Here is a 24,878-nt window from a genome sequence, read left to right as displayed (position 1 = left end):
ATTCAATAAAATAAAACCGGAAAATAATGCCGCAAAATAATACCGGAATATAATGCCGCACCGGTAAACGGGCTTTAACGAGCGGAATTTCACACCCCATATCGCAAATGGATAAGGTCGAGAAACCACAACGGAAATCTGTTCTTTCCCGACTGGAACAATCAATGGCCGGTTCAAAGAACACAAATGAAACCGGCCTCTTTGCTTATAGTTTAATAGCTGTTACACCCGTCTTTTATCTTTTATGATTTTGGCTCCACAAGGCGGATAAGCCCTTCTTGTGCGACACTTGCAATCAATTTTCCGTCACGTGTGTAAATATAACCCTGAGCCAAACCGCGTGCCCCGTTGGTGTTAGGGCTTTCAATATCATAAAGCATCCAGTCATCAAGGCTGAAAGGACGGTGGAACCACATAGAATGGTCAAGACTTGCCGGAATAAGACCGGGGGTAAAAATGGATAATCCATGAACGATCAGCGACGTATCAAGCAAAGTCATGTCGGAAAGATAAGCAAGAAGAGCAGAATTGAGACTTCTTGTACTGTCGACTTTTCCGTTAAGTTTGAACCAGCAGCGTTGTATCGGCCGGTGTTTGTCGCGATTGAGATAATCTTCAAGATCAATCGGGCGAATTAAAAACGGACGTTGCTGATTCCAATAATTGCGGATGGTTTCCGGTGCCGATTCAAGAATAGCCTGATCGATTGCCCGGTCGCCACTCAATATTTCCGGTTCCGGCAAATTTTCTGGCATCGGGCGTTGATATTCAAGTCCCGGTTCATCAATCTGGAAAGAAGCAGAAAACGAAAGAATGGCAACGCCATTCTGCTTGGCAACCACACGCCGAACAGAAAAACTCCTTCCGTCACGTAGCGGCTCGGCTTCGTAAATAATTGGACGATCCGGGTCACCAGGGCGAATAAAATAGGCATGAAGCGAATGGATAAACCTGTCCGGCGCGACACTGCGATGGGCAGCAACCAATGCTTGCGCGATAACGTGGCCGCCAAAAACGCGTTGCCAACGTGAATTTCCACTTTGACCACGAAACAAATTCTGGTCAATTTTTTCTAAATCCAGTATGGATAACAGATGTTGAAGTCGATCGGACATGAGCCATATTCACCTAAATGGTTGAACGAAACCGATTAGGTGAAACAGGAAAGCTGATGATTGTCAACAACCATTAAGCTCATACATATTTACGAAAGGAAGCTATATGTCTTCTTCGGCAACCCCCACCGATAAAATTCTGGATCTCGTCATTGCGGGAGGTGCCTATGTCGGTCTTTCACTGGCTGTTGCTATCAAACAGGCTGTTCCTTCCCTGAAAATCGCGGTAATTGACGCCGCCCCAAAGGATAGCTGGAAAACCGACCCGCGTGCTTCTGCAATTGCTGCAGCTGCCATTCGTATGCTTCGACAGCTTCAATGTTGGGATGAAATAGAACCATTATCACAACCGATCAATGACATGATTATTACGGACTCACGCAATAGTGATCCTGTAAGGCCGGTTTTCCTTACCTTTGAAGGCAATGTCGCACCCGGTGAACCATTTGCCTATATGGTCGAAAACAAATATCTGAATGCATCACTCCACCGCCGTGCTGAAGAATTGGAAATAGCTGTTCTGGAAGAGCTGAGTGTCGATAATTTTACCAATAATGGCAACGAAATGCTCATTGATTTGAGCAATGGGAAAACATTGCAAAGCCGTCTTCTTGTCGCAGCCGATGGCGTGCGCTCGAAACTCCGTGATATTGCCGATATTAAAACCGTTTATTGGCCTTATGGACAAATGGGCATTGTTTGTACTGTCGAACATGAACGGCCGCACAATGGACGTGCCGAAGAACATTTTCTTCCCGCCGGTCCTTTCGCCATTTTGCCGCTGAAAGGCAATCGCTCTTCGCTTGTCTGGAACGAACGCGAAAACGACGCAAAAAGGCTTATGGCTGCCGATGATATTGTTTTTGAAGCCGAACTCGAAGCCCGTTTCGGACACCATCTCGGTGCTTTAAAACTTGTCGGCGACAGGCGTGCTTTTCCTTTCGGACTTACGCTCGCAAGAAGTTTTGTGAAGCCACGTTTTGCACTTGCCGGTGATGCGGCCCACGGCATTCATCCCATTTCTGGTCAGGGTTTAAATCTTGGGTTTAGGGATGTTGCAGCACTGGCTCAAATCATTGTTGAAACTGCCCGTCTCGGACTCGATATTGGTTCAATCGTGGGACTGGAACGCTATCAGGCTTGGCGCAGATTCGAGACAGTGCGTATGGGGATAACAACAGACGTACTCAACCGCTTGTTTTCCAATGATATTTCGCCAATACGCTTGTTGCGCGATGTCGGTCTCGGTCTGGTCGAACGGATGCCGAGAATGAAAAATTATTTCATTCAGGAAGCTGCCGGAATTACTGACGGAGCGCCTAAACTCCTTTTAGGGGAAGCACTTTAAAGCCTCTGTTAAAAGTTCTTCAGGTGACCAGAATTTAAGGCATATGGAATTTTCAATCAGACCTTGCCGTTAAATAGATGCTATTTTGTTAGTGGCAGGTCTGATTGCGAAAGGCCGATTTAAAAATGTTCGATTTAAAAGGCCGGATTTCTATTTCGTCTGAAGAATGGGTAAACCCGTCGCATAAATATGCCCGAATTTTTGTAAACTGATGCTATGCCACAATCGGGAGCGCTCCGGACACTGTTTCCTCGGATTCCCGAAATCCGGATTACCTAAGCGGAAGCGATTCGGTTTTCTATATGTTCTTCATTCCCTTTAAAAAAAACGATTATGATATTCGAGATCATTGATCGTTCGTCTTCCCTTGTCATCGTTACTCTCGGCAATCAAACGGAATAGACTTACAGGTATAAAATCCTGCCTGAATTGCTGCTTGCCCTTAAAACGATCTATGAACACTTGATAAAAGAGCCACTGAACCATAGCGGTGCTGACGGTGAATAACATAAAACCGGACTACTTTTCATAATCCTGCTAATCGGGAAAGGAGATAATCCGGATAAGCCTGACGAGACGGTTTCGCACGCCAAGCCCTTCTATCAAAGCAACGGAATGGCAAAAACATGTGTCGTGCCATTATCTCGAACCTGAAAATAATTGAACATTTATAATCGGAAGAGAACGTAGCAAGGGAATATAAGCCCGATCCATTTGGCGATTGTGAAAATTAGCTCGAAGAAAACAATTAGCACCCTCTCACGGCAAGCAACTTAACCCTGAACCGCAAGTCGCTTTTGCGGATTTCTACCCTCCACACAACCCGATCGAACGTGATTGGAAATGTGGTGATTGGCGTGATTTCAACCGCGAATAGCGATATTGGCACGGCTTATCCATGGGAAATTCATCCTTATTCACACAACGAAAGATCGAACTATTTTCATTAAAGCGCAAAAAGCTGTCAGTGCCGGTAGAATTGAAAACAAAAAAGCCGTGTGAGACATTCACACGGCTTTCAAAATAAACAAATTCGCAAAAATGTTTTAGTTAGACGCGCCGTTCAATCATCAATTTCTTGATTTCGGCAATAGCCTTTGCAGGGTTCAATCCCTTCGGGCATGTTTGCGCACAATTCATGATGGTGTGGCAACGATAGAGCCGGAATGGATCTTCCAGATTGTCAAGCCGTTCACCCTTGGCTTCGTCGCGCGAATCGGCAATCCAGCGATAGGCCTGCAATAAAACAGCCGGTCCCAGATAACGATCGCCATTCCACCAATAGCTCGGGCAAGATGTCTGACAACATGCACAAAGGATACATTCATAAAGTCCGTCCAGTTTCTGACGGTCTTCATGGCTCTGCAACCATTCTTTTTCCGGCTCCGGCGAAACCGTATGCAACCACGGTTCGATCGACCGGTGTTGAGCGTAGAAGCGGTTGAGATCCGGCACCAGATCTTTTACCACCGGCATGGATGGTAATGGATAAATCTTGATCGGATGTTTGACCTCGTCCATACCTGTAATACAGGCAAGAGTATTGGAGCCGTCAATATTCATCGCACACGAGCCGCAAATACCTTCACGACATGAACGACGCAATGTCAAAGTCGGGTCAACATGGTTCTTGATGTATAGAAGCCCATCAAGAATCATTGGCCCGCAAGAATTGCGATCGACATAATAAGTATCGAGACGCGGATTCTGGTCGTCATCCGGCGACCAGCGGTAAATGTGGAATTCGGTCAATTTCGAGGTGTCAGCCGGCTTCGGCCAGACCTTACCCGGCTTGATTTGCGAATTCTTGGGAAGCGCCATATGAACCATTATCAATATCTCCCCTTAGTAAACGCGCTTCTTGGGCGCAATTTTCTTGAGCGAAATGCCACCGTCTTCCTCTTTGGTTAACGGGTCGAGGTGGACACCACGATAGGAAAGCGTAACTTTCCCGTCTTGTGACAAGCGCGAAAGCGTGTGCTTGCGCCAGTTCTTGTCATCACGCTCCGGGTAGTCCTCACGTGCATGGGCACCACGGCTTTCATGGCGGGCTTCTGCCGAATAAACCGTCGATATTGCGTTGGCCATGAGGTTTTCCAGCTCCAATGTTTCCATCAGATCGGAATTCCATATGAGCGAACGATCAGTTACCTTTACGTCCGGTAATTCATTCCAGATTTCCGAAATGCGTTTGCATCCCTGACGAAGCGATTCTTCGGTACGGAAAACCGCCGCATCTTCCTGCATGGCACGCTGCATCTTTTCACGCAGCTCGGCCGTCGGTTTGGCTCCATTGGCGTAACGGATACGATCGAAACGATCCATAATCTTTTCGACAGCCTGTTCATTGATTGGCGGAATTTCCGACTTGCGGTCGATAACCTCGCTCGCGCGGATAGCTGCTGCACGACCGAATACCACAAGATCAATCAACGAGTTGGAACCGAGGCGGTTAGCACCGTGAACGGATGCACATCCCGCTTCACCAACAGCCATCAAGCCCGGCTGGACACGATCGGGTTCATCTTCCGTCGGGTTTAATACTTCACCAAAATAATTGGTTGGTATACCACCCATATTATAGTGAACCGTCGGAATAACCGGTATCGGGTCTTTGGTGACATCAACGCCGGCAAAAATACGGGCGGATTCGGAAATTCCCGGAAGCCGTTCGTGCAAGATTGCCGGATCAATATGGCTCAAAACCAGATAGATGTGATCCTTTTTCGGTCCGACGCCACGTCCTTCCCTGATTTCAATCGTCATACAACGCGAAACAACGTCACGCGAAGCAAGATCCTTGAACGAAGGAGCATAGCGTTCCATGAAACGCTCGCCTTCCGAGTTGATGAGGTAGCCACCTTCACCACGCGCACCTTCGGTAATCAGGCACCCCGAACCATAGATACCGGTCGGGTGGAATTGGACAAATTCCATATCCTGTAACGGTAAACCGGCACGGGCAATCATGCCGCCGCCATCACCTGTACAAGTGTGGGCAGAGGTTGCCGAAAAATAGGCACGGCCGTAGCCACCGGTTGCCAGAACAACCATTTTTGCCGAAAAACGGTGAATGGTTCCATCGTCAAGATTCCAGGCAACAACACCTGTGCAAACACCATCTGTCATGATGAGGTCGAGTGCATAATATTCAACAAAAAATTGCGCATTATGCTTCAGACTTTGACCATAAAGTGTATGCAGAATCGCGTGTCCTGTACGGTCGGCGGCTGCACATGTACGCTGAACGGGCGGACCGGCTCCGAAATCGGTGGTATGTCCACCAAACGGGCGCTGATAGATTTTACCATCTTCGGTACGCGAAAACGGCACGCCATAATGTTCAAGTTCGTAAACAGCAGCAGGCGCATTGCGTACCAGATATTCCATGGCATCCATATCACCGAGCCAATCAGACCCTTTGATTGTGTCATACATATGCCACTGCCAATTATCAGGCCCCATATTGGATAGGGATGCTGCAATACCGCCTTGCGCGGCAACAGTATGTGAACGGGTCGGGAAGACTTTGGTGATACAGGCTGTTTTCAAGCCATGTTCGGCCATTCCCAATGTTGCCCGCAATCCCGAACCACCTGCACCGACAATAACAACATCGAATTTGTGATCGACATAATGATAGGCTTTTCCACTTTGCGAAGTGGACTGAGTTGAAGAAGTGGTGACCATAGAGATCAACCTCCCAATGAAATTTTTAGAAGGGCGAGAAGCAGACCGGCACCAATAGCGTAACAAAAGAACGTATTGAGTGACAACATCAGGATGCGTGTTGCTTCATTCGGAAGATAATCTTCCAATATGACCTGCATACCCAGTTTCATATGATAGATGCCCGAGAGAATCATCAATGCCATCACGACGGCCACAACCGGATTTGCCAAAGTTGCATGGACCGTTGCATAATCCTTGCCGACAAGAGAGACAACAAGCACGATAAAAAAGATGAATAACGGGACATTGGCGAGCGCTGTCATACGCTGGGCCCAAAAATGGCTTGTTCCTGTATGCGCAGCTCCCCAGCCCCGAACTTTTCCAAGCTCTGTTCTGAAATCTTTTTTCATAAATATCTCCCTGCCATTAACGGACGCAATAACCGACGATCCAGATAAGAAGCGTCGCGATAATGGAAATAAAGACCGTGGCCCAAGCCGTTTTGGTCGCGCAATGTTTTTCAAGGAGATAGGTTCTTGTATCCCAGAAAAAGTGCCGCACACCGCCAACAAGGTGATGAACTAGAGCCAATGTATAAAGAAACAGAATGCAGCGGCCGATAAATGAATTAAACAAGCCGTTTACTGTCTCGAATGCTCCTTCACCGGAGGCAGCCGCCATCAGCCAAGCTGCAAGAAACAAGGTGCCAACATAAAGAGCACCTCCTGTGATACGGTGGGCAATAGACATTGCCATCGTAATGGGCCAGCGATAAATGCTGACATGAGGTGAAAGAGGACGTGTTTTTGTCGTTGTCGTATCTGTCATAGGCTTCCCTGACCTGGATTTGACTGCGGATATGGATAACCATTCCCGCCATTCCTCCCGTCTGTTCTGCATTTTTGCACTGCAAACAGGTTGGAAATAACTCTCAATGCATTGGAACGATAATTTTCCTCCAATACTACAGGCCGGCCATTTCAGTTGGCGGATTAAAGGTCACACCCAAAAACAACCGAATGTTCACTAGCTAAACTATAGAACGTATTCTGTTCTAATGCGGATTTTATTCCGCGTCAAAGCAGTAAAGCATATTCTTGTCATCAAATCATTGGGATTGAGTAAAGTTTTTATCTTAAAAACGGTTTTAATCGGTTAAAAAACATGATAAAAACAATCATATTTCCGCTTTACGAGAGCTTTTATTCCGGCGTCAAGGACACGGATTGATTCTCGGACTGATTCTTAACCGGTCGCTTTTCTGACCGGCTTTTGCAAAAATTTTCTATGCTTGACAATCTTCGTTTGACAAAAGGCCGTTTTGCATTTTTTGCAAAACGGCCTTTATAAATCTGTTTTTTCAACAAACGCTTTTATCGCGTCCTGCTTGATTTTCGCATCTCAATCGAAGCGGATGATATAACCTGTCCAGTCGCCTTTGGCAGCAATCTGCTCATAAAGCTTGCGCCCGTCTTCCGGAATACGCGGTGCATTCAAAATCAATTTGGTCCAGCCACGCTCTTCGGCCTTATCACAAAGCAGATCAATCATGGCTTTGGCAATACCTTTACCCTGATAGGCATGGTGAACATGGATATGATCGACCTGTCCTGCCCGCAAACCGGAAACAGGTTCCGGATGGTCATAAAAGATAACAAAGCCGACAAGCTCGCCATCGACATGTGCGCCCAATACTTCTGCCGTACGATCCTGCAATAATTGTTCGGCATAATATTCATCGGGACGACGTGGCGCACCACGTTTCAACGCCTGGGTATAACTTGCAAGAAGAGGAGCAAGTAAACGTGCATCCTTCAAATGTAAGAGGCTGATTGCAACATCATGCCGGTCTTCTTTATTATCTGTCATAACACCCGAACTCCCTTTGTTGGGTTTTTAACTTGAACTATGTTTAAAGTGACCGGATCAAAACGTAAAGAGTTCTTGTTTAATGAACTCGATTTTGACGCAAGATTATTTCCAGTCCCTTATATCGACAAAGTGACCGGCAATTGCAGCAGCCGCAGCCATGGCCGGAGAGACCAGATGCGTGCGTCCTTTATAGCCTTGGCGACTTTCAAAATTGCGATTGGATGTCGAGGCACAGCGTTCGCCCGGCTCCAGCCTGTCATCATTCATGGCAAGACACATGGAACATCCCGGCTCCCGCCAGTCAAAACCGGCTTCCTTGAAAATTTTATCAAGACCTTCTTTTTCCGCCTGTTCTTTGACAAGCCCCGATCCCGGTACAACCATTGCCGAAACGGTGGGTGAAACCTTTTTCCCTTTAACCATTGCGGCCGCTGCTCTCATATCTTCAATGCGTCCGTTGGTGCAAGAACCGATAAAGACCCGATCAATTTTAATATCGGTAATTCTGGTTCCGGCCTTCAGCCCCATATATTCGAGCGCCCGCATTTTCGATGCGCGTTTGGTTTCATCGTCAATTTCTTCCGGATCCGGTACAACACCGGTAACCGGCACGACATCTTCAGGCGATGAACCCCATGTAACCGACGGCACAAGCTCGTTTGCTTCAAGTGTGACGACAATATCGTAATGGGCTCCTTCATCCGATTTCAAGGTTTTCCAGTAAGCGATCGCCTTTTCCAGCATTTCACCTTTCGGCGCACGCGGGCGGCTTCTGATATAATCGAAAGTGGTCTCGTCCGGTGCAATCAAACCGGCACGTGCACCTGCTTCGATCGACATGTTGCAGACAGTCATGCGACCTTCCATGGAAAGCCCGCGAATAGCCTCGCCGGCAAATTCGATCACATGACCGGTTCCACCGGCTGTGCCGATCTTTCCGATAATGGCCAGCACAAGATCTTTTGCCGTCACACCTTTTGGTAAACTGCCATTGACCTGAACCAGCATATTTTTCGATTTTTTCTGGATCAATGTCTGGGTGGCAAGAACATGCTCCACTTCAGACGTGCCAATACCATGGGCAAGTGCACCGAAAGCACCATGTGTCGAGGTGTGGCTATCGCCACAGACTATCGTCATTCCGGGCAATGTAAAGCCCTGTTCCGGACCGATAATATGAACAATGCCCTGCCGTTTATCATTCTGGTCGAAATATTCTATGCCAAATTCGGAGGTATTTTTTGCCAAAGCTTCGACTTGTGTCCGGCTTTGTTCGTTCCTGATCCCTTTCGCCCGATCCGGTGAAGTCGGAATATTATGATCGACAACAGCCAATGTTTTTTCAGGGTGGCGCACAGGACGGTGAGCTATGCGCAAGCCTTCAAAAGCCTGGGGGCTGGTCACTTCATGAACAAGATGACGATCAATATAGAGTAGGCAAGTTCCGTCTTCCTGACGGTCTACAATATGATCTTCAAAAATCTTGTCATAAAGCGTACGCGGGGCACTCATTTTTTTGTCCTTGGATATTATGATTTAAGTGTTTTCAACTTTTAAACGGCTCATTATTCTACGATCATTCTAAAAGTCAATTCACTTGACAATAGATAAGAATAAACCGTGAAATTTACAAAGCCACAAAGCCGATAAATCGGATTCGATATAATAAATTTGAATCCGGAATAATAAAAAAGCGGCTTGAAAGCCGCTTTAATCTCGCATCAACCGAAACGGCTTTATTCGGACTTCTCTCCGGATTCCGGTAGCGGTGCAACAACTGTCTCAACGGTAACAGTTTCGGCCACACCTGTGCTTGGAACATCAAGCGATTTCTTGCGGTAATCTCTTTTTTCAGAAATGCGGGCAGCTTTACCGGTAAGGCCACGCAAATAATAGAGCTTGGCACGACGAACATTACCGCGACGAACAACCTCGACACCCTCGACAAGCGGAGAATAAACCGGAAATACGCGCTCTACACCCTCGCCATAGGAAATCTTGCGAACAGTAAATGTCTCGTTAAGGCCACCACCCGAACGGGCAATGCAAACACCTTCATAAGCTTGCACACGTGTACGTGTACCTTCAGTCACACGAACCAGAACACGTAATGTGTCACCGGCCTGAAAAGCCGGAAGTTTGCGCTTTTCTTCAATTTTTGCGCGCTGCTCGGCGTCGAGCTGTTGTATAATATTCATCTCATCAATCCTTCATGTTCTTCTCGAACAGTCAGAGCGCTCGACTCTTGCCCTAGAAACCTTGTTCCTCCGGCTATGCCTTGCGGCAGGAGCGGGTTCACTATCCATTAATTTCCGGATGCAGATGACGTACCATCTGAAAACGTGGTTTGCCCATTACACTATCATGAAAACTGAATCAAGCTTTCCTGTTATTTTTCTCGTAAATCGCGTAAAGATCGGGTCGTCTCGAGCGTGTTATTTCTTCCGAACGGTCTTTACGCCATTTTTCTATTGCCTGATGATTTCCCGATGTCAAAATGTCGGGAATTGCTCTTCCCTCGAATATTTGCGGCCTTGTATATTGCGGATATTCAAGAAGTCCGGCCTCGAAACTTTCCTGTTCTCCCGACTGGCTGTTTCCCATCACACCGGGTAAAAGCCGTATAATCGAATCAAGCACAACCAGTGCCGCTCCTTCACCGCCGGAGAGTATATAATCCCCGATCGAAACCTCGATAAGATTTCTGGCTTCAATTACTCGTTCGTCGATACCTTCAAAACGCCCGCAGACAAGTGTGACCCCGCCACGATCTTTCAAGTCATGCGCCATTTTCTGGTTAAACGGGCACCCGCGCGGGCTCATCAACAATCGCGGATATTGATTATCGACACTATCTATGGCTCTGGCGAGCACATCAGGTTTCATGACCATTCCTGCACCACCGCCTGCCGGTGTGTCGTCGACACTGTGGTGGCGATCCTTGGCAAAATCCCTGATTTGAATGGCTTCAAGTGACCATATTCCATTTTCCAATGCCCGTCCGGCCATAGAATAGCCGAGGAAGCCCGGAAACATTTCCGGATAAAGAGTAAGGACAGAAGCCTTGAAGCCCATTAGCTTTCTCCACCTTCAACATCTGTTTCGTCTGCAACAAGTCCTGCTGCAACCCGATCAATGCCGATGAAACCCTTTTCGATATTGATTTCAGGGACTGCCGCTTTCGAGAACGGAATAAATTTCAGCCCCTCGCCCTCAACCTTCAATTCAAGAATATCACCACCGCCAAAATCGAAAAAAGCATTAACCTTGCCGATTATTCGGCCATTCCCGTCCCTGACATCCAATCCGATAAGATCGGTCTGATAAAACTCGTCTTCTTCCAGATTATCCGGTAATTGTTGCCGTTCGATATAAAGAGCTGTTCCATTGAGTGCCTCGGCACTATTGCGATCATCAACACCGGAAAAATGCACAATAATGGCGTGACCGGCTTTTCTTGAATTTTCAATTTTGAAGGCTCTGCCATTTTCGTCGAATAGCCTGTCATAAGACAAAATTCCCAAGGGGTCGGCGGTAAATGTGATAAGTTTTACGTCCCCCTTGATACCATGAGCGGCCGCAATGGTAGCAAGTTGAACCAAATTATTTCCATTTTTTTCCATATGTTCCGACTTTTCCAATATGTTCCGGTTTTTCCCATATGTTCCGGTTTTGCCTATTTTACAGTTCTCCGGATACGCAATTTGTCAGGATGATTCAATGATCCCGTCCGGTTTATTTTTATCATGCTGATTTTTCAAAAATTGTTCGAGACTTTTAATTATGCTTGCCCAAAATTCAAGATAATCACGCCAACGAGGTTCAATTGCCACATTCTATACGCTATTAGATGTAGCGTCGAATCAGACTGGAAAAGCAAAAATGGCGGCTTTGGGGTCAATATATTGCAAAACGTAGCCATTTAAAAAATCTTTTAGGAGGATACCTATGCCAACAGTTATGCTTTTTTATAAAAACATCGTCCCCATTTCACGCGAAATACACAAAAAGCTCAAATTCCATGCACCGAAGAACCTCGATTTCGCAGCCAATACCCACTGGGTTCCTCTGGCCGGCGAAGAATTCTATCAGGCCGCATTGAACTATCCGATATTGTTTATGGGCGCCGAAGATAAGGATAAAAAAATCACCTATACCGCGGTTGCTATGCTCGGTTTGGCAAACGAAGAAAATGATTATCTCGATCAGGAAAAAAAGTGGCGTGCGGATACCTACATTCCGGCATTCATCCGCCGTTATCCATTCGTATTGGCAGGAGCACCCGACCAGAAAGAATTGACAGTCTGTTTTGACTCCGAATCGGGCATGTTCAACGAAATAGAGGGGATTGATCTCTTTAACAGCGACGGCAGTGTTTCGCCTTTTATGGAAGACCGGATCAATTTCCTGAACGCTTTCAAAAACAGCATGGAACGGACAAGCAAATTTTTGGAAACCGTAGCCAAAATGGGTCTGTTTAAAAAACAGTCTATCGACATACGTGCGCAAACCGGACAAACCGCGAGACTGGAAAATTTCTGGATCATCGACACTGAAAAATTCAACAAGTTAACCGGCGATCAACTTGCCAAACTTCATAAACAAGGTTTTCTCGGCTGGATTTTTGCGCAATTGATGTCGATGAACAATCTGCCCAGTCTTATGGGGTTACACCTTGCCCATATGAAAAATGCATTGAATGCACCGAAAGCTGACGAGTCAGATAAAAAAGACAATTCCTCCTCGAAAAAAGCCGATTAAGGCCAAGCGATTATCAGGAAACTCTATGTTAAACTCTGTCATGGTAAATATTTATCATGACAGAGATGACCGCCCGCAATATTCCTTTATTGGAAGCCTCACCTGCACTTCTTGATGCACGCAAAGATTGGCTTGCACAGTTGGAAAAAACTCGCAGGGTCGCCAAACTCACCGTCGAAGCCTATGAAAGAGACAGTCGTCAATTTCTAAGCTTTCTTTGTCAGCATCTGGGACATATTCCCGACATTTCCGATCTTTCGGACTTGCGTGTTGCAGATATAAGATCATTTCTCGCCTATCGGCGTAATGAAGGGGTCAGTTCCCGTTCACTCGGTCGCGGACTGGCAGGAATCCGTTCATTTTTCCGATATTTGACGCGCGCGGGGCTTGCCAACATTCCCGCGGCACGTGTTGTGCGCACTCCCAAACAACCGAAATCATTGCCAAAACCTCTCAATATTGCCGACGCGCTCCATATTGTCGATAAAAACACCCAGCTTGACGAAGAACCTTGGGTTGCATCCAGAAACGCCGCCATTCTCACTCTGCTTTACGGATGCGGCCTGAGAATATCGGAAGCTTTGGCATTGACACCGGCAGATTTTGCCGACAAAGCCACAACCAGCATTTATGTGACAGGAAAAGGCGGAAAAACCCGCCTTGTTCCGGTTATTCCCGCAGTTCATGATGCGGTCAATGATTATCTTTCCTGCTGCCCCTTCATTCTACCACCCGAACAACCTTTATTTCGTGGTGTGCGTGGTGGAAAATTACACAGGGCAATTGTCGAACAGGCTGTGCAACAATTGCGCTCAAGTCTCGGCCTTCCCGATAGTGTCACACCACATGCGCTCAGGCATTCTTTTGCCACGCATCTTTTATCACGTGGTGGAGATCTTCGTACCATTCAGGAACTGCTTGGTCATGCCAGCCTGTCAACAACGCAAATCTACACCGGTGTCGATACTGACCGCTTGATGGAAGTTTACAAAAAAGCACACCCAAGATAAAATAAACCTCAAGTTATAACATACCGGTTACGTCAAATAATATGGAATTATGCTTTTTATTGACATCAAGCATCGTCTTCCAAAATTCTGTGTAATTAAAAAAGACAATTCGCCCGTGATTTATATTACAAAATAAGAACTATATTAACATCTGTTACGACAAAATGGGAGACCGATATGACAAAACCGAAAACAATCCGGCTTGTTATGCCGCAATGGCAAGGTGGCAATAATCCGCTTTATCACCTTGGTGCGGAATTATTGGAATTTCTGGCTCCCCATACAAATGTTCCGTCCTTTACCGTTCCCGTTACAAAATCGGACATGCCGCTCGAAAATGAAAACGGTATTGTGGGAAGAAAAGAAGTCGTCAAACAGCTTCAAAGCGCCTATGCGATTATTAACAGTGAAAAACCGGATAAAATTGTCATGTTCGGTGGTGATTGTCTGGTTGATCTGGCGCCTTTTTCCTATCTCGGCACAGTTTACGGAAAATCTTTCGGCATATTGTGGATAGATGCCCACCCCGACGTTATGACACCGGAACAATTTGCCAATTCTCATGCGCATGTGCTCGGAGCACTTATGGGAAATGGCGACCCCGACCTCGTCAAAGATGTCAAAACACCGGTGCCAGTAGAAAGGGTGATGATTGCCGGCATCCACCACCCGACAGACTATGAAAAACAGTTTTTACAAGATCACGAAATTTCCACCGTTTCGCCGGAACAGTTAAAAACGTCCGATCAACCTGTTTTGGATTGGATAAAAAAACAGAATATCGAATATCTTGCTATTCATCTCGACCTTGATGTCCTCGATTTTCATCTTTTCCATGCATTATTGATGGCCGAACCGGGGGTAAGTGCCGATAAATATGCCGGCATTGCCGAAGGTCGTCTGACAATGGATGACGTTATCAAGCTTGTAAATGATGTTAATGAAGCGACCACAATTGTCGGTATCGGAATTGCCGAACACCTGCCGTGGGATGCACTTCATCTTAAAAATATGCTCGCCGGATTACCGCTTGTAAACGGAAACTGATTTTGTCTTAGGGGCGGAATATCGTTCAGAGACCTGAAAACCCGCCCTGTCCTTTTGAACCGGACGGTTTTCGGGTTTTATGATTTTTGCAAGAAAAACGAACGATCATTTTTTCTTTTATTCGGCCTTGGCCTCGATTGCCAAAGCATGAATGCCACTTTCGAGTTCATGCTTGAGAACGTGGTTTATTGCACGGTGGATGTCGACACGTTTCATGCCTTTGAAAGCTTTAGCGGTAATTTTGACACGAAAATGCGTTTCACCAGTGCCATCAAAGCTGCGGCCATCATCATGCTGATGGCCGGCGTGAAGGTGACTTTCATTAATAATTTCAATAGCGGACGGAGAAAACGCAGCTTGTAGCTTTTTCTCGATTGTTTCCGCGACTGTGCTGGACATTTTCTTTTTTTAATCCCATATGTGAGCAGTAAGTTTAAGCCGATTCTGCAATTTTGCGAAACCGGTTATAAACATGTGGGAACAAAAATCCCGAAAGTCAATTCTTGTCAAACATGTATGTTTTACATTAAGTCGGAAACATGACGACCACATCGAAATTATTTGACTCTATCCGCATCAGTTCCAACAAGAAAAAGAAAGTGGAACCTGAGGTTCCACAATGTCAGTGGGAAGGATGCACCAAACCCGGCACACATCGCGCACCGGCAGGGCGCGATCACGAGGGACAATATCTTCATTTCTGTCTTGAACATGTGCGAGAATATAACAAGAATTTCAATTACTTCACCGGTTTGAAGGACGATGAGATTGCGAAATTCCAGAAAGATGCCCTGACCGGCCACCGCCCGACATGGAAATCCGGTGTGAATGCTGCGGCCGCCAAGCCTGCGGCCGATTTTTCCCGCATCCGTTCGGGATCTGCTGCCTATCAGAACCGGGTCAATGACCCGCTCCATATGTTTAGCCAGCAGAGTCGGGCAGCTTCCGCTCCCCGAAAACTGAAAACTCTTGAAGCACGCGCTTTCATGACATTGGGGCTTGAAGCCAATGCGACGAGCCGTGACATCAAGGCCAAGTATAAAGCGCTCGTAAAACTTCATCATCCTGATGCAAATGGTGGTGACAGATCTTCGGAAGATCGTTTGCGTGAAGTATTGCAGGCATACAATCTTTTAAAAAATGCGGGTTTTTGCTGACGCTAATTTGAAGACGAAAAGACAATTCTTTTCGATAGATCATTGAAATTCTTGTCCATTAGTCTGATAAGAGAGGGAAGCTTATAGCTCTTCAAAAGAAAACAGATTATAGACGTAGAATGCGTTAATATTTAATTCGGACAGCGGTTTATCCCGTATGGAGGCATGATGACAAAGGATGATCTGGGTATTGATAATGTGCCGGATATAACGGTTTCGGCACGTGAACTTTTCGGTATTGATACCGATATGCAAGTTCCTGCATTCAGCGAGACAGATCCCAATGTACCTGAACTTGATCCGGATTATCTATTTGATCGGGAAACCACTTTAGCGATTCTCGCCGGTTTTGCCTTCAATCGTCGTGTTATGGTTTCCGGTTATCACGGTACCGGAAAATCCACCCATATCGAGCAAATTGCTGCGCGTTTGAACTGGCCTTGTATCCGTGTCAATCTTGATAGCCATGTCAGTCGTATCGACCTTGTCGGTAAAGATGCAATTGTGATTAAAGACGGTATGCAGGTAACCGAATTTCAGGACGGGATCCTGCCATGGGCCTATCAGCGGAATGTTGCACTGGTTTTTGACGAATATGATGCCGGTCGTCCTGACGTGATGTTCGTTATCCAGCGCGTGCTTGAATCATCGGGTCGTCTGACATTGCTTGACCAAAGCCGCGTTATTTCGCCACATCCGGCTTTCCGCCTGTTTGCCACCGCAAACACAATCGGTCTGGGTGATACAACCGGCCTTTACCATGGAACCCAGCAAATCAATCAGGCGCAAATGGACCGCTGGTCGATTGTAACAACTTTGAACTATTTGCCGCATGACAATGAAGTCAACATTGTTCTGGCAAAGGCAAAAAGCTTCCGCACCGAGGAAGGCCGCGAAACCGTTTCCCAAATGGTGCATGTCGCGGATATGACGAGACAGGCTTTTATCAATGGCGATCTTTCGACAGTCATGAGCCCGCGTACCGTTATTACATGGGCTGAAAACACCGAAATTTTCAAAGATCTGGGATTTGCATTCCGCCTTACATTCTTAAACAAGTGCGACGAGTTGGAACGCCCGATTGTTGCCGAATTCTATCAACGGGCTTTTGGCAAGGAATTGCCGGAATCACTCGCAAATTCGGTTCTGTCATAAGGAAAACAGCTTTATGACCGCAAAATCAGGAGACAATATACGCGAACGGCCTTCCGGACTGATTGACAGTGAACCCTTCAAACGGGCAACCACTGTTTGTATGCGTGCTGTCTCCGGCGATCATGAGCTTGAAGTTGTATTTGGTGATGATCGCCCGTCAATCGTGGGCGGTCATGCCAGACTTCCCGACATACCGCGCCATCCGACTTTCAACGATTTTGCTGTTACCCGTGGTCTGGCTGATTCCATGGCGCTGCGTCAGGCCTGGCATGATAGCGAAATCCATTCCAATCTCGCGCCGCAAGTTCCTGAGGCGCGTGCGATATATGATGCTGTCGAGCAAGCCCGTGTTGAAGCAATCGGCACATTGGCTATGGAAGGCATGGCGGAAAATCTTGGTGCCATGCTTGCCGACAAATATAAAAGAGCAAATTATCAGGCAATCACCACAAAGGAAGAAGCACCGCTTGAAGAAGCGCTTGCACTTGTTGTTCGTGAAAAAATTACCGGCCGCAAACCACCTGAAGAAGCCGGTCCTGTCGTTGATTTATGGCGCGACTGGATTGAGGAAAAAGCCGGAAAAGATCTCGATGATTTGGCAAAAAATGTCAATGACCAAGACAAGTTCGCTCGTATTGTCAGAAGCATGTTGGCCTCTATGCAGCTTGCCGACAACCTCGAAGATAACGAAACGGATAGCGAAGGCGAGAGCGAAGACGAAAATAACGAACCTCAGGAAAACGAGGACGGTGAGTCAAAAGAACAGGAAGGTTCCGACAAGACAGAAAGCGAACCTTCTGATGACGTTGACGAAAATGCCGAAGACGGAGACATGGAAGCTTCTGATTCGGCCGATGATGATGGCAGCGATTCCGAAGAAATAGATACCGAACAAACACCCGGCCAGACGAAACGCCCGCAGCCGCCATTTTCCGATATGGATCAGCTCGGAGATTACAAAGTCTATACGCGAGAATTTGACGAGGAAGTTGAAGCATCAGAACTCTGCGATATGGACGAGCTTACAAAATTACGTGCATTTCTTGATAAACAGCTCACCAATTTGCAAGGCGCTGTTGGCAAACTGGCCAACCGTTTGCAACGGCGTTTAATGGCACAACAGAACAGATCGTGGAATTTCGATCTTGAAGAAGGCTATCTTGATTCGGCAAGGTTGCCACGCGTTGTTATTGATCCGACACAGCCACTTTCTTTCAAGCAGGAACGTGATACCGATTTTCGCGATACGGTTGTTTCGCTGGTCATTGATAATTCCGGTTCAATGAGAGGCCGTCCGATCACGGTTGCGGCAACCTGTGTCGATATTCTGGCAAGAACATTGGAACGTTGCGGTGTCAAAGTCGAAATTCTGGGCTTTACGACAAAAGCCTGGAAAGGTGGCCAATCACGCGAAAAATGGCTCGCCAACGGAAAACCCGCCAATCCGGGTCGGCTTAACGATCTCCGCCATATTATTTACAAAAGTGCCGATACGCCTTGGCGGCGCGCCAAACGCAATCTCGGTTTGATGATGCGCGAGGGACTGCTTAAAGAAAATATTGATGGCGAAGCCTTGATATGGGCTCATCAACGGTTACTTGGCCGGCGTGAATATCGGCGCATTCTGATGATGATTTCCGACGGTGCGCCCGTTGACGATTCTACGCTTTCCGTCAATCCCGGTAATTATCTGGAAAAACACCTTCGCGCTGTCATTGACGAAATCGAAACACACTCTCCGGTCGAACTCATTGCAATCGGCATTGGCCATGATGTCACACGCTATTACCAGCGCGCCGTTACAATTGTCGATGCAGAAGAACTTGCCGGCGCCATGACCGAACAATTGGCAAGCCTGTTTGATGATAAAAAAACCGACTGACAAGATAATAAACCGTCATTTATGAAAATGTCAGTTATAAGAAAATTGATCTTTGAAAGACAATCCGGAACTGTTCTATCAATTCGTTTAAAATATAATGACTTTGTTGCTTGAACTTGATTAGTTTTGATTCATTTTTTAATTTATTTATTTAATCTATTAAAATCTTTATCTGATTTTAAAATTATATTTCAATCGTATTATACATGTCTATATTATCATAACTGATAATTCTATATTAAATATTGTTGAAATCTTTTTGTATTTTTTATTCTAATGATACGATTTTTATCTGGATAATATGAGCGCTTATGAGTGAAGCTTGAAGATAGTCCTATCTTGGTCATTTGCGCCCGTCATGTTTTGCGAACAGGAAAAAATTTCCTTCTGACAATCGCGGCAATGTATAGCTTAAATGTAGCGATTGTCAGAAAGAGCAAATAAACACACCAACGCTTTCCCGATATGATTGCAGGCATAATCTTTGTTAAAGAAGCCGGCTTTGAAAAACAAAACCGGCTTTGTTGAATGCAGCGGGGTAAAAAAGCGAATAATTATAAAATGATATGGAGATTGGAAATAAATAGACCGTTCCTCAGACAGCCTGATCGCCCTTTTCTTGACTTTTGCCATGATAAATATCCGGCATAAATATTGCCAAAATCGCTCCATAGGGCAAAAGCATGAAAACGCCCATAAACAATTTCACACCGAAATCACCACACGATAATGAAAGCCAAACCGGCACTTCAAGCCCCAAAAGATTTGTCATGGTGGGAATGGAGCTATCGCTATAACCGGTGAGTTTGTCGATAAACGAAAAATGGCTGGAAAAAGCGACAGCGAAAAACCATACGGTATCAAGTGCCGAACCGGTTATCGCAGCCGCAAGCGGTGCAATCCACCATGTTTTACGCCGTAAAGGATTGAATACCAGAATATCCAATAATTGGGCAAACAAAAATGCTGTACCGGATGCGATCGCCAATCGCGGACTGGCCAGAATCCACGAAACCACAAGCCCGGCAACAAAACCGGCATAAACAATGCGCCTTGCGGCATGGGGGCCGTAACGACGATTTGTAAGGTCGTTGATAAGAAAAGCGAACGGATAGGTAAATGCGCCATAGGTCAGAAGGTGTTCCAATCCGAACCAATGAAACGGATATTGCACCAAAACGTTGGACGCCGTCACCGCGACGCACATTGCAAAAACTGCAAAAATAAGATGCCGGGTCTTTTTCATTTTTTTAACCTGGGTGATGGAACCAGAAAAAAGGGCCGAAGACCGGCCCTCAAGACGAATCGTTTATCGAAAAGAATCAGGCTGCGTTTTCAGCGAGTTTCTTTTCAATCTGGCGCTTCAACAAGCGTGCCCGTTGCGACAATTCTTTGTCACCGGACTTCAAAAGAAATGCATCAAGACCACCGCGATGTTCGACAGAGCGCAAAGCATTTGCCGAAATACGCAAACGATAGCTTTGTTCAAGCGCATCGGAGATCAGAGTAACATTGCAGAGATTCGGCAAAAAACGGCGACGCGATTTGTTATTGGCGTGGCTGACATTATTGCCATATTGGACTGATTTTCCAGTCAATTCGCAGGCGCGGGACATAGATTTCACCTTTAAATTCTAATACAGAAGCAATCAATAAGCGTGCTAAAAATCCAATGAACACGCGCATGGATCAGCTTCCCAAAAATTGGTAAGTTGCGTTTCTATAGGGGGCTTAGGCAAAAAGGTCAAGAGTTTTCGTGTGCGGTCAGAAGGTTAAAACGTAAGAAATCTGTTTTTTTAGCCGCAAGCTATGATAAAAGAAATATTATGATGAGTGAAGCTAAAACAGATCCCAAGCCAGCGCATGGCCGTTCCCCGATATTTTTGGGAATTTTCGGTTTTTTGTGCCTGTTCTTTTTTTGCGCTTTTTGTTCGTTGGGTGTCTGGCAAGTCGAGCGACTTGGCTGGAAAGAAAATCTGATTAAAAATGCAAATGAACGTGTCCATCTCGCACCGGTTCCGGCACCTGCTAAAAGCGAGTGGAGCAAGGTGAGTTACGACAAGGACGAATATCGCCCCGTCACCCTCAAAGGGCATTTTTTAAATGATAAAGAAGTTCTGATAACGGCTGTTGCAGACGAGACAACCGGTTATTGGGTTCTCACTCCGATGCAAACAGAAGACGGAGCGATCACATTTATCAATCGGGGATTTGTGCCGATGGATAAACGCGACCAGAAAACACGGGCAGCCGGACTTGTCGAAGGTGAAACAACGGTTACCGGTCTTTTGCGTATGAGTGAAGGGGGCGGTTTTTTCCCTCGTAAAAATAATCCCGATAGTAATTTGTGGTATACGCGGCAATTGCCCGCTATGGCTAAAAAAGTCGGGCTTGTTGATGTTGCCCCTTATTTCATTGATGCTGACAGAACGCCGAATATAGGTGGATTACCGATCGGTGGTTTGACTATTGTGAGCTTCCCGAATAACCACTTGAGCTATGCAATTACCTGGTTTACTTTGGCCGCCGGCGTATTTGCAGCATCTATATTTTTAATCATTTCCGAAAGACGGCGTCGACGCGGAATTATCTATGAATAAAGCAACAGGAATAGGTTTTCTGGCAATCCTTATGTGGTCGCTATTGGCGACTTTAACGGCATTTTCCGGAAAGGTTCCTTCGCTCCTGTTAACGTCTATGACTTTCCTCATTGGCACGCTTCCGGGCGTAGTGATCTGGATTAAACATCCTGAAACACTCAAAGATCTGAAACAGCCGCTCATTGTGTGGGTTGTGGGCATTGGCGGCCTCTTCGGCTACCACTTCCTTTATTTCACAGCGTTAAGAAATGCCCCGCCTGTTGATGCCGCCCTTATCAATTATTTGTGGCCATTATTCATCGTTCTCGGTTCCGCACTGATGCCGGGGGAAAAATTGCGCTGGTTCCACGTTCTTGGCGCTTTGTTGGGGTTTTCCGGAATGGTGCTGGTTATCGCCGGTAAAGGCGGATTTGTGATTGATGAAAAAAACAGCTTTGGCTATCTCGTTGCATTGGGCAGTGCTTTTGCATGGGCGGCCTATTCACTTCTTTCCCGGCGATTGGCAAAAGTACCCACAACTGTTGTCGCAGCGTTTTGCCTTGTAACATCTATTCTTGCATTTTTGTGCCACTTTATTTTTTCCGAACCTTTCATTCTGCCTGAAAACGGCGGACAATGGCTATCGGTTTTATTGCTTGGTCTTTTTCCCGTCGGGCTTGCTTTTTACTGTTGGGATTTCGGTGTTAAACGTGGCAATATCCAGCTTTTGGGCGTTGCAAGTTATAGCGCGCCTTTGCTTTCTACTCTTATTATGGTGGCAACCGGCCTTGCAGAACCGTCATGGCGGCTACTGGCAGCATGTCTTCTCATTACAGGCGGTGCTGTTCTCGCTTTCAAAAATCTGATCTTTAAACCAAAACCAGAAGCCGTCCGCGAATAAATAACCGGACACGTTCACCGGTATTTCTTCATCGGCTTGCCGGTAACTCCACTATTTTCACGAGTGACAGAGGAAAGACCTGTTATCCAACTGCTTTGAAAACGAACTATTGTTTGAACAATGCAAGCTTGACTTCAAAAAAGTGTTGAATTGATGTGGCTGTTAGCAAAGGACTGAAAAAACAGTTTGATTGCCTGGTGTTTCAACCTTGGCTCAACCCGCCGAATGATATTGATAACTATTTTCTTGTTCCGGAAGCTAATAGTCACCGTCTTGAAGAAATATGAAACGGTTTTATTTAAGCAATAAAATGTTTTGGTTCGCCTGTCTTTTTTGTGTTCTTTTATCATATGGTATTTTCTAAAAGCGCGAAAAAAAGGCTTGAGAAAGCAAAATAAATTTATGGCGATGAGCTGAAACTTGCCGTCACATATCTACCGACAATCAAAATTTAGGTAAAAGCGGATTGGAAGGTCAAAAATGTTCTACGGGGTTTTCCTTTCATTTGCTTCTTACGCCGCCTATGCCGTGAGCGATGCGTGTGTGAAGTTTATTGATGGCGCATTGCCACCTTATGAAACGGCATTTTTCGGAGCTTTAATCAGCATCATTGTCATTCCATTTTTGAAAAACCGTGACAATAAATGGATAGACATTATCCGCTCGCAGAACTGGCCAATGTGGTTTTTACGGACAGTTTCCGGTGCATTTGGTGTTATCGGCAGCGTTACTGCTTTTACACATCTCTCAATGGCAGAAGCCTTCACATTGATATTCTTGCAGCCCCTCTTTGTCAGCATACTTTCCATGGTGTTTTTAAAAGAAGCCATCGGGTGGAGGCGTTGGTCGGCCATCATCATCGGCTTTATCGGTGTGCTTGTCGTTTTGCGACCGGGTTTCCGTGAACTTAATATCGGACATGTGGGGGCTGTTTTTGCCGGTTTGAGCGGCGCTATTTCTATCATTATTGTACGTCATATGGGCGGTCGCGAAAAACGCATTACACTTTATTCAAGCGGCATTATCGGTTCGATTATTATTTGCGGTTTGTTGAGTTTACCCGGCTATGTCGAACCGCATGGTTTTGAATGGCTCTATCTTTCCGGTTACGGGTTACTTGCAGCTCTTGGTGCACTTTTTCTTATGGCGGCTGCGCGCCGCGTTCCTGCAATTGCTATTGCCACCCCGCAATATAGCCAGATGATCTGGGCGATATTGTTCGGTTATTTCATTTTCAACGATCATCTTGACCTCCCGATGGCCGTTGGCATTATCCTTATCATGGCCTCAAGCCTTTTGACTTTTATGCGCGAAAAGCATCACCGGAACCAAACCACACCACAAAAATAATGAAATTCTTCCTCCCTCGCGTTTTAAAAATTCTTCGCTTGAAAAGAACGGCTCAAGTTGAAAATACTGATAATCGAAAGAACGCGCGATATTAAAATAACTGCCCAGACCGGCGGAATTGCCGGTTTGTGTTTATGAAGAAAATTTCTGGCAGTTTTTGGCGCTATCGCCAGCGAGAGATCGGAGTGCCAATCTCATAAAAGGAAAGATTTTCCCGCAAAGTCCGAGCGGAAAAACCTCGCGAGCTTTTAGCGTGCGATAATTCAAAACCACTAGATACGGGAATGAAGCAGATTTTTGCCCACATCGCGAAATAAGCGTTTCGATCAAGGAAACGAAATAACAAACGCTTGGCTTACGGGCGGAGGCAGCAGACGTTACAAAAGAAAATATCCAGAGGAAGAAAATAAAAGGAATAAAATAAAAACGCTTGGCTTAAGGGAGGGGGCAGCAGACGTTACAAAAGGTAAGCCCCAAGGGAAGAAAATAAAAACGCGTGGCTCACGAGAGGCGGTAGCAGACGTTACAAAAGGTAAGCCCCAAGGGAAGGAAATAAAAGGAATAAAATAAAAACGCTTGGCTCGCGGGAGGGGGCAGCAGACGTTGCAAAAAGGTAAGCCCAAGGGAAGGAAATAAAAACGCCTGCTGCGGGAGGGGGCAGCAGACGTTACAAAAGGAAAGCCTCAAGGGAAGGAAAGGCTTTCCATCCAGAGCCTGAGGGGAAAAGGCTCTGCGAGCTTTTAGCGCGCTGTACGGCGAGCGATTGCCGCGATCTCTGAACGGGTAATACCGAGATCATTCAATTCATGAGTAGAAAGGCGGCTCAATTCATTATAAGTTGTACGATAACGGCGCCATTTATTAAAACTACGAAGAAGATTCATGACACTCACCTGATTGAATATATTATGTTGGAATTTGTTGAGGCGTATATAGACTTGACCCCCCGCATTGAGGAGTGACAAGATTGCATAGCTGCTGTGCAGCGATTAAGCATTTTGTATATTTTTTAGTCACAATTCATTAAGA

Annotated in this window: 25 protein-coding genes; 11 read left to right on the top strand and 14 right to left on the bottom strand. The window is 46.1% G+C overall.

Annotation, left to right across the window (positions count from 1 at the left end):
• Positions 1–242 precede the first annotated feature (242 nt).
• Positions 243–1,115 (bottom strand): acyl-CoA thioesterase II, encoded by an 873-nt coding sequence (locus H3S94_RS04640; RefSeq protein ID WP_198240399.1) that lies wholly within the window; start codon positions 1,113–1,115, stop codon positions 243–245.
• A gap of 106 nt (positions 1,116–1,221) precedes the next feature.
• Between H3S94_RS04640 and H3S94_RS04635 the strand changes: the two genes are divergently transcribed.
• On the top strand, positions 1,222–2,463 hold the full coding sequence (locus H3S94_RS04635) for a ubiquinone biosynthesis hydroxylase (protein WP_077994137.1): 1,242 nt from the start codon (positions 1,222–1,224) through the stop codon (positions 2,461–2,463).
• 1,050 nt (positions 2,464–3,513) lie between these two features.
• Here H3S94_RS04635 and H3S94_RS04630 read toward each other — a convergent pair.
• The 9 genes from H3S94_RS04630 to rimM form a co-directional block, all read right to left on the bottom strand.
• Positions 3,514–4,293, bottom strand: coding sequence for a succinate dehydrogenase iron-sulfur subunit (locus H3S94_RS04630; RefSeq protein WP_077994140.1), 780 nt, complete (start codon positions 4,291–4,293; stop codon positions 3,514–3,516).
• A gap of 15 nt (positions 4,294–4,308) precedes the next feature.
• On the bottom strand, positions 4,309–6,153 hold the full coding sequence (gene sdhA / locus H3S94_RS04625; RefSeq protein ID WP_077994142.1) for a succinate dehydrogenase flavoprotein subunit: 1,845 nt from the start codon (positions 6,151–6,153) through the stop codon (positions 4,309–4,311).
• A gap of 5 nt (positions 6,154–6,158) precedes the next feature.
• Positions 6,159–6,545, bottom strand: coding sequence for a succinate dehydrogenase, hydrophobic membrane anchor protein (gene sdhD, locus H3S94_RS04620; RefSeq protein WP_077994144.1), 387 nt, complete (start codon positions 6,543–6,545; stop codon positions 6,159–6,161).
• A gap of 16 nt (positions 6,546–6,561) precedes the next feature.
• Positions 6,562–6,963, bottom strand: a complete 402-nt coding sequence (gene sdhC / locus H3S94_RS04615; protein ID WP_077994145.1) for a succinate dehydrogenase, cytochrome b556 subunit — start codon at positions 6,961–6,963, stop codon at positions 6,562–6,564.
• Between the two features lie 573 nt (positions 6,964–7,536).
• Positions 7,537–8,004, bottom strand: coding sequence for a GNAT family N-acetyltransferase (locus tag H3S94_RS04610; protein WP_077994147.1), 468 nt, complete (start codon positions 8,002–8,004; stop codon positions 7,537–7,539).
• 105 nt (positions 8,005–8,109) lie between these two features.
• On the bottom strand, positions 8,110–9,519 hold the full coding sequence (gene leuC / locus H3S94_RS04605) for a 3-isopropylmalate dehydratase large subunit (RefSeq protein WP_198240398.1): 1,410 nt from the start codon (positions 9,517–9,519) through the stop codon (positions 8,110–8,112).
• A 224-nt stretch (positions 9,520–9,743) separates the two neighbouring features.
• Positions 9,744–10,205: a 50S ribosomal protein L19 gene (gene rplS, locus H3S94_RS04600; RefSeq protein ID WP_210327970.1), complete on the bottom strand. Its 462-nt coding sequence runs from the start codon at positions 10,203–10,205 to the stop codon at positions 9,744–9,746.
• Positions 10,206–10,383: 178 nt separating this feature from the next.
• Positions 10,384–11,082, bottom strand: a complete 699-nt coding sequence (gene trmD, locus H3S94_RS04595; RefSeq protein WP_198240397.1) for a tRNA (guanosine(37)-N1)-methyltransferase TrmD — start codon at positions 11,080–11,082, stop codon at positions 10,384–10,386.
• Positions 11,082–11,630 (bottom strand): ribosome maturation factor RimM, encoded by a 549-nt coding sequence (rimM, locus tag H3S94_RS04590; RefSeq protein ID WP_077994153.1) that lies wholly within the window; start codon positions 11,628–11,630, stop codon positions 11,082–11,084. Before rimM ends, trmD begins: the two co-directional genes overlap by 1 nt.
• 325 nt (positions 11,631–11,955) lie before the next feature.
• On the opposite strand from rimM, the gene H3S94_RS04585 reads away from it, so the two are divergent.
• The 3 genes from H3S94_RS04585 to H3S94_RS04575 all read left to right on the top strand — a co-directional run bounded on the left by H3S94_RS04585 (position 11,956) and on the right by H3S94_RS04575 (position 14,825).
• The gene (locus H3S94_RS04585; protein WP_198240396.1) at positions 11,956–12,768 is read left to right on the top strand and encodes a SapC family protein; all 813 of its coding nucleotides are present in this window, start codon (positions 11,956–11,958) and stop codon (positions 12,766–12,768) included.
• 56 nt (positions 12,769–12,824) lie between these two features.
• Positions 12,825–13,778 (top strand): tyrosine recombinase XerC, encoded by a 954-nt coding sequence (locus H3S94_RS04580; RefSeq protein ID WP_077994157.1) that lies wholly within the window; start codon positions 12,825–12,827, stop codon positions 13,776–13,778.
• A gap of 177 nt (positions 13,779–13,955) precedes the next feature.
• The gene (locus tag H3S94_RS04575) at positions 13,956–14,825 is read left to right on the top strand and encodes an arginase family protein (protein WP_198240395.1); all 870 of its coding nucleotides are present in this window, start codon (positions 13,956–13,958) and stop codon (positions 14,823–14,825) included.
• A gap of 117 nt (positions 14,826–14,942) precedes the next feature.
• Here the strand turns inward: H3S94_RS04575 and H3S94_RS04570 are convergent, their stop codons facing one another.
• Entirely contained in the window at positions 14,943–15,224 is a 282-nt protein-coding gene (locus H3S94_RS04570) for a BolA family transcriptional regulator (protein ID WP_077994714.1), read from the bottom strand.
• Between the two features lie 140 nt (positions 15,225–15,364).
• Here H3S94_RS04570 and H3S94_RS04565 point away from each other — a divergent pair, with 140 nt between their 5' ends.
• The 3 genes from H3S94_RS04565 (at position 15,365) to cobT (ending at position 19,019) form a co-directional block, all read left to right on the top strand.
• A complete protein-coding gene (locus tag H3S94_RS04565; protein WP_198230339.1) occupies positions 15,365–15,982 on the top strand; it encodes a J domain-containing protein in 618 nt (205 codons plus the stop codon).
• Between the two features lie 168 nt (positions 15,983–16,150).
• Positions 16,151–17,137, top strand: a complete 987-nt coding sequence (gene cobS, locus H3S94_RS04560; RefSeq protein WP_077994163.1) for a cobaltochelatase subunit CobS — start codon at positions 16,151–16,153, stop codon at positions 17,135–17,137.
• A gap of 13 nt (positions 17,138–17,150) precedes the next feature.
• Positions 17,151–19,019 (top strand): cobaltochelatase subunit CobT, encoded by a 1,869-nt coding sequence (cobT, locus tag H3S94_RS04555; RefSeq protein ID WP_198240394.1) that lies wholly within the window; start codon positions 17,151–17,153, stop codon positions 19,017–19,019.
• Between the two features lie 595 nt (positions 19,020–19,614).
• Here the strand turns inward: cobT and H3S94_RS04550 are convergent.
• Together H3S94_RS04550 and rpmB are read right to left on the bottom strand one after the other, a co-directional pair.
• Positions 19,615–20,265, bottom strand: coding sequence for a queuosine precursor transporter (locus H3S94_RS04550; protein ID WP_077994167.1), 651 nt, complete (start codon positions 20,263–20,265; stop codon positions 19,615–19,617).
• Positions 20,266–20,341: 76 nt separating this feature from the next.
• Positions 20,342–20,635, bottom strand: coding sequence for a 50S ribosomal protein L28 (rpmB, locus tag H3S94_RS04545; RefSeq protein ID WP_077994169.1), 294 nt, complete (start codon positions 20,633–20,635; stop codon positions 20,342–20,344).
• Positions 20,636–20,845: 210 nt separating this feature from the next.
• Between rpmB and H3S94_RS04540 the strand changes: the two genes are divergently transcribed.
• The 4 genes from H3S94_RS04540 to H3S94_RS04525 all read left to right on the top strand — a co-directional run bounded on the left by H3S94_RS04540 (position 20,846) and on the right by H3S94_RS04525 (position 24,419).
• Positions 20,846–21,619, top strand: a complete 774-nt coding sequence (locus H3S94_RS04540) for an SURF1 family protein (RefSeq protein WP_077994170.1) — start codon at positions 20,846–20,848, stop codon at positions 21,617–21,619.
• Positions 21,612–22,499 (top strand): DMT family transporter, encoded by an 888-nt coding sequence (locus H3S94_RS04535; protein ID WP_198240393.1) that lies wholly within the window; start codon positions 21,612–21,614, stop codon positions 22,497–22,499. The genes H3S94_RS04540 and H3S94_RS04535 overlap by 8 nt, the downstream gene beginning before the upstream one ends.
• Positions 22,500–22,979: 480 nt before the next feature.
• Positions 22,980–23,849: a DMT family transporter gene (locus H3S94_RS04530; protein ID WP_077994172.1), complete on the top strand. Its 870-nt coding sequence runs from the start codon at positions 22,980–22,982 to the stop codon at positions 23,847–23,849.
• A gap of 297 nt (positions 23,850–24,146) precedes the next feature.
• The gene (locus tag H3S94_RS04525; protein ID WP_198240392.1) at positions 24,147–24,419 is read left to right on the top strand and encodes a hypothetical protein; all 273 of its coding nucleotides are present in this window, start codon (positions 24,147–24,149) and stop codon (positions 24,417–24,419) included.
• A 170-nt stretch (positions 24,420–24,589) separates the two neighbouring features.
• On the opposite strand, the gene H3S94_RS04520 is transcribed toward H3S94_RS04525, so the two are convergent.
• The gene (locus tag H3S94_RS04520) at positions 24,590–24,733 is read right to left on the bottom strand and encodes a DUF1127 domain-containing protein (protein ID WP_077994175.1); all 144 of its coding nucleotides are present in this window, start codon (positions 24,731–24,733) and stop codon (positions 24,590–24,592) included.
• Between the last annotated feature and the right edge of the window lie 145 nt (positions 24,734–24,878).

The sequence above is a fragment of the Bartonella sp. B10834G3 genome (assembly GCF_016102505.1).
Lineage (GTDB): Bacteria > Pseudomonadota > Alphaproteobacteria > Rhizobiales > Rhizobiaceae > Bartonella > Bartonella choladocola.
This window is presented reverse-complemented; position numbering and strand designations above follow the sequence as displayed.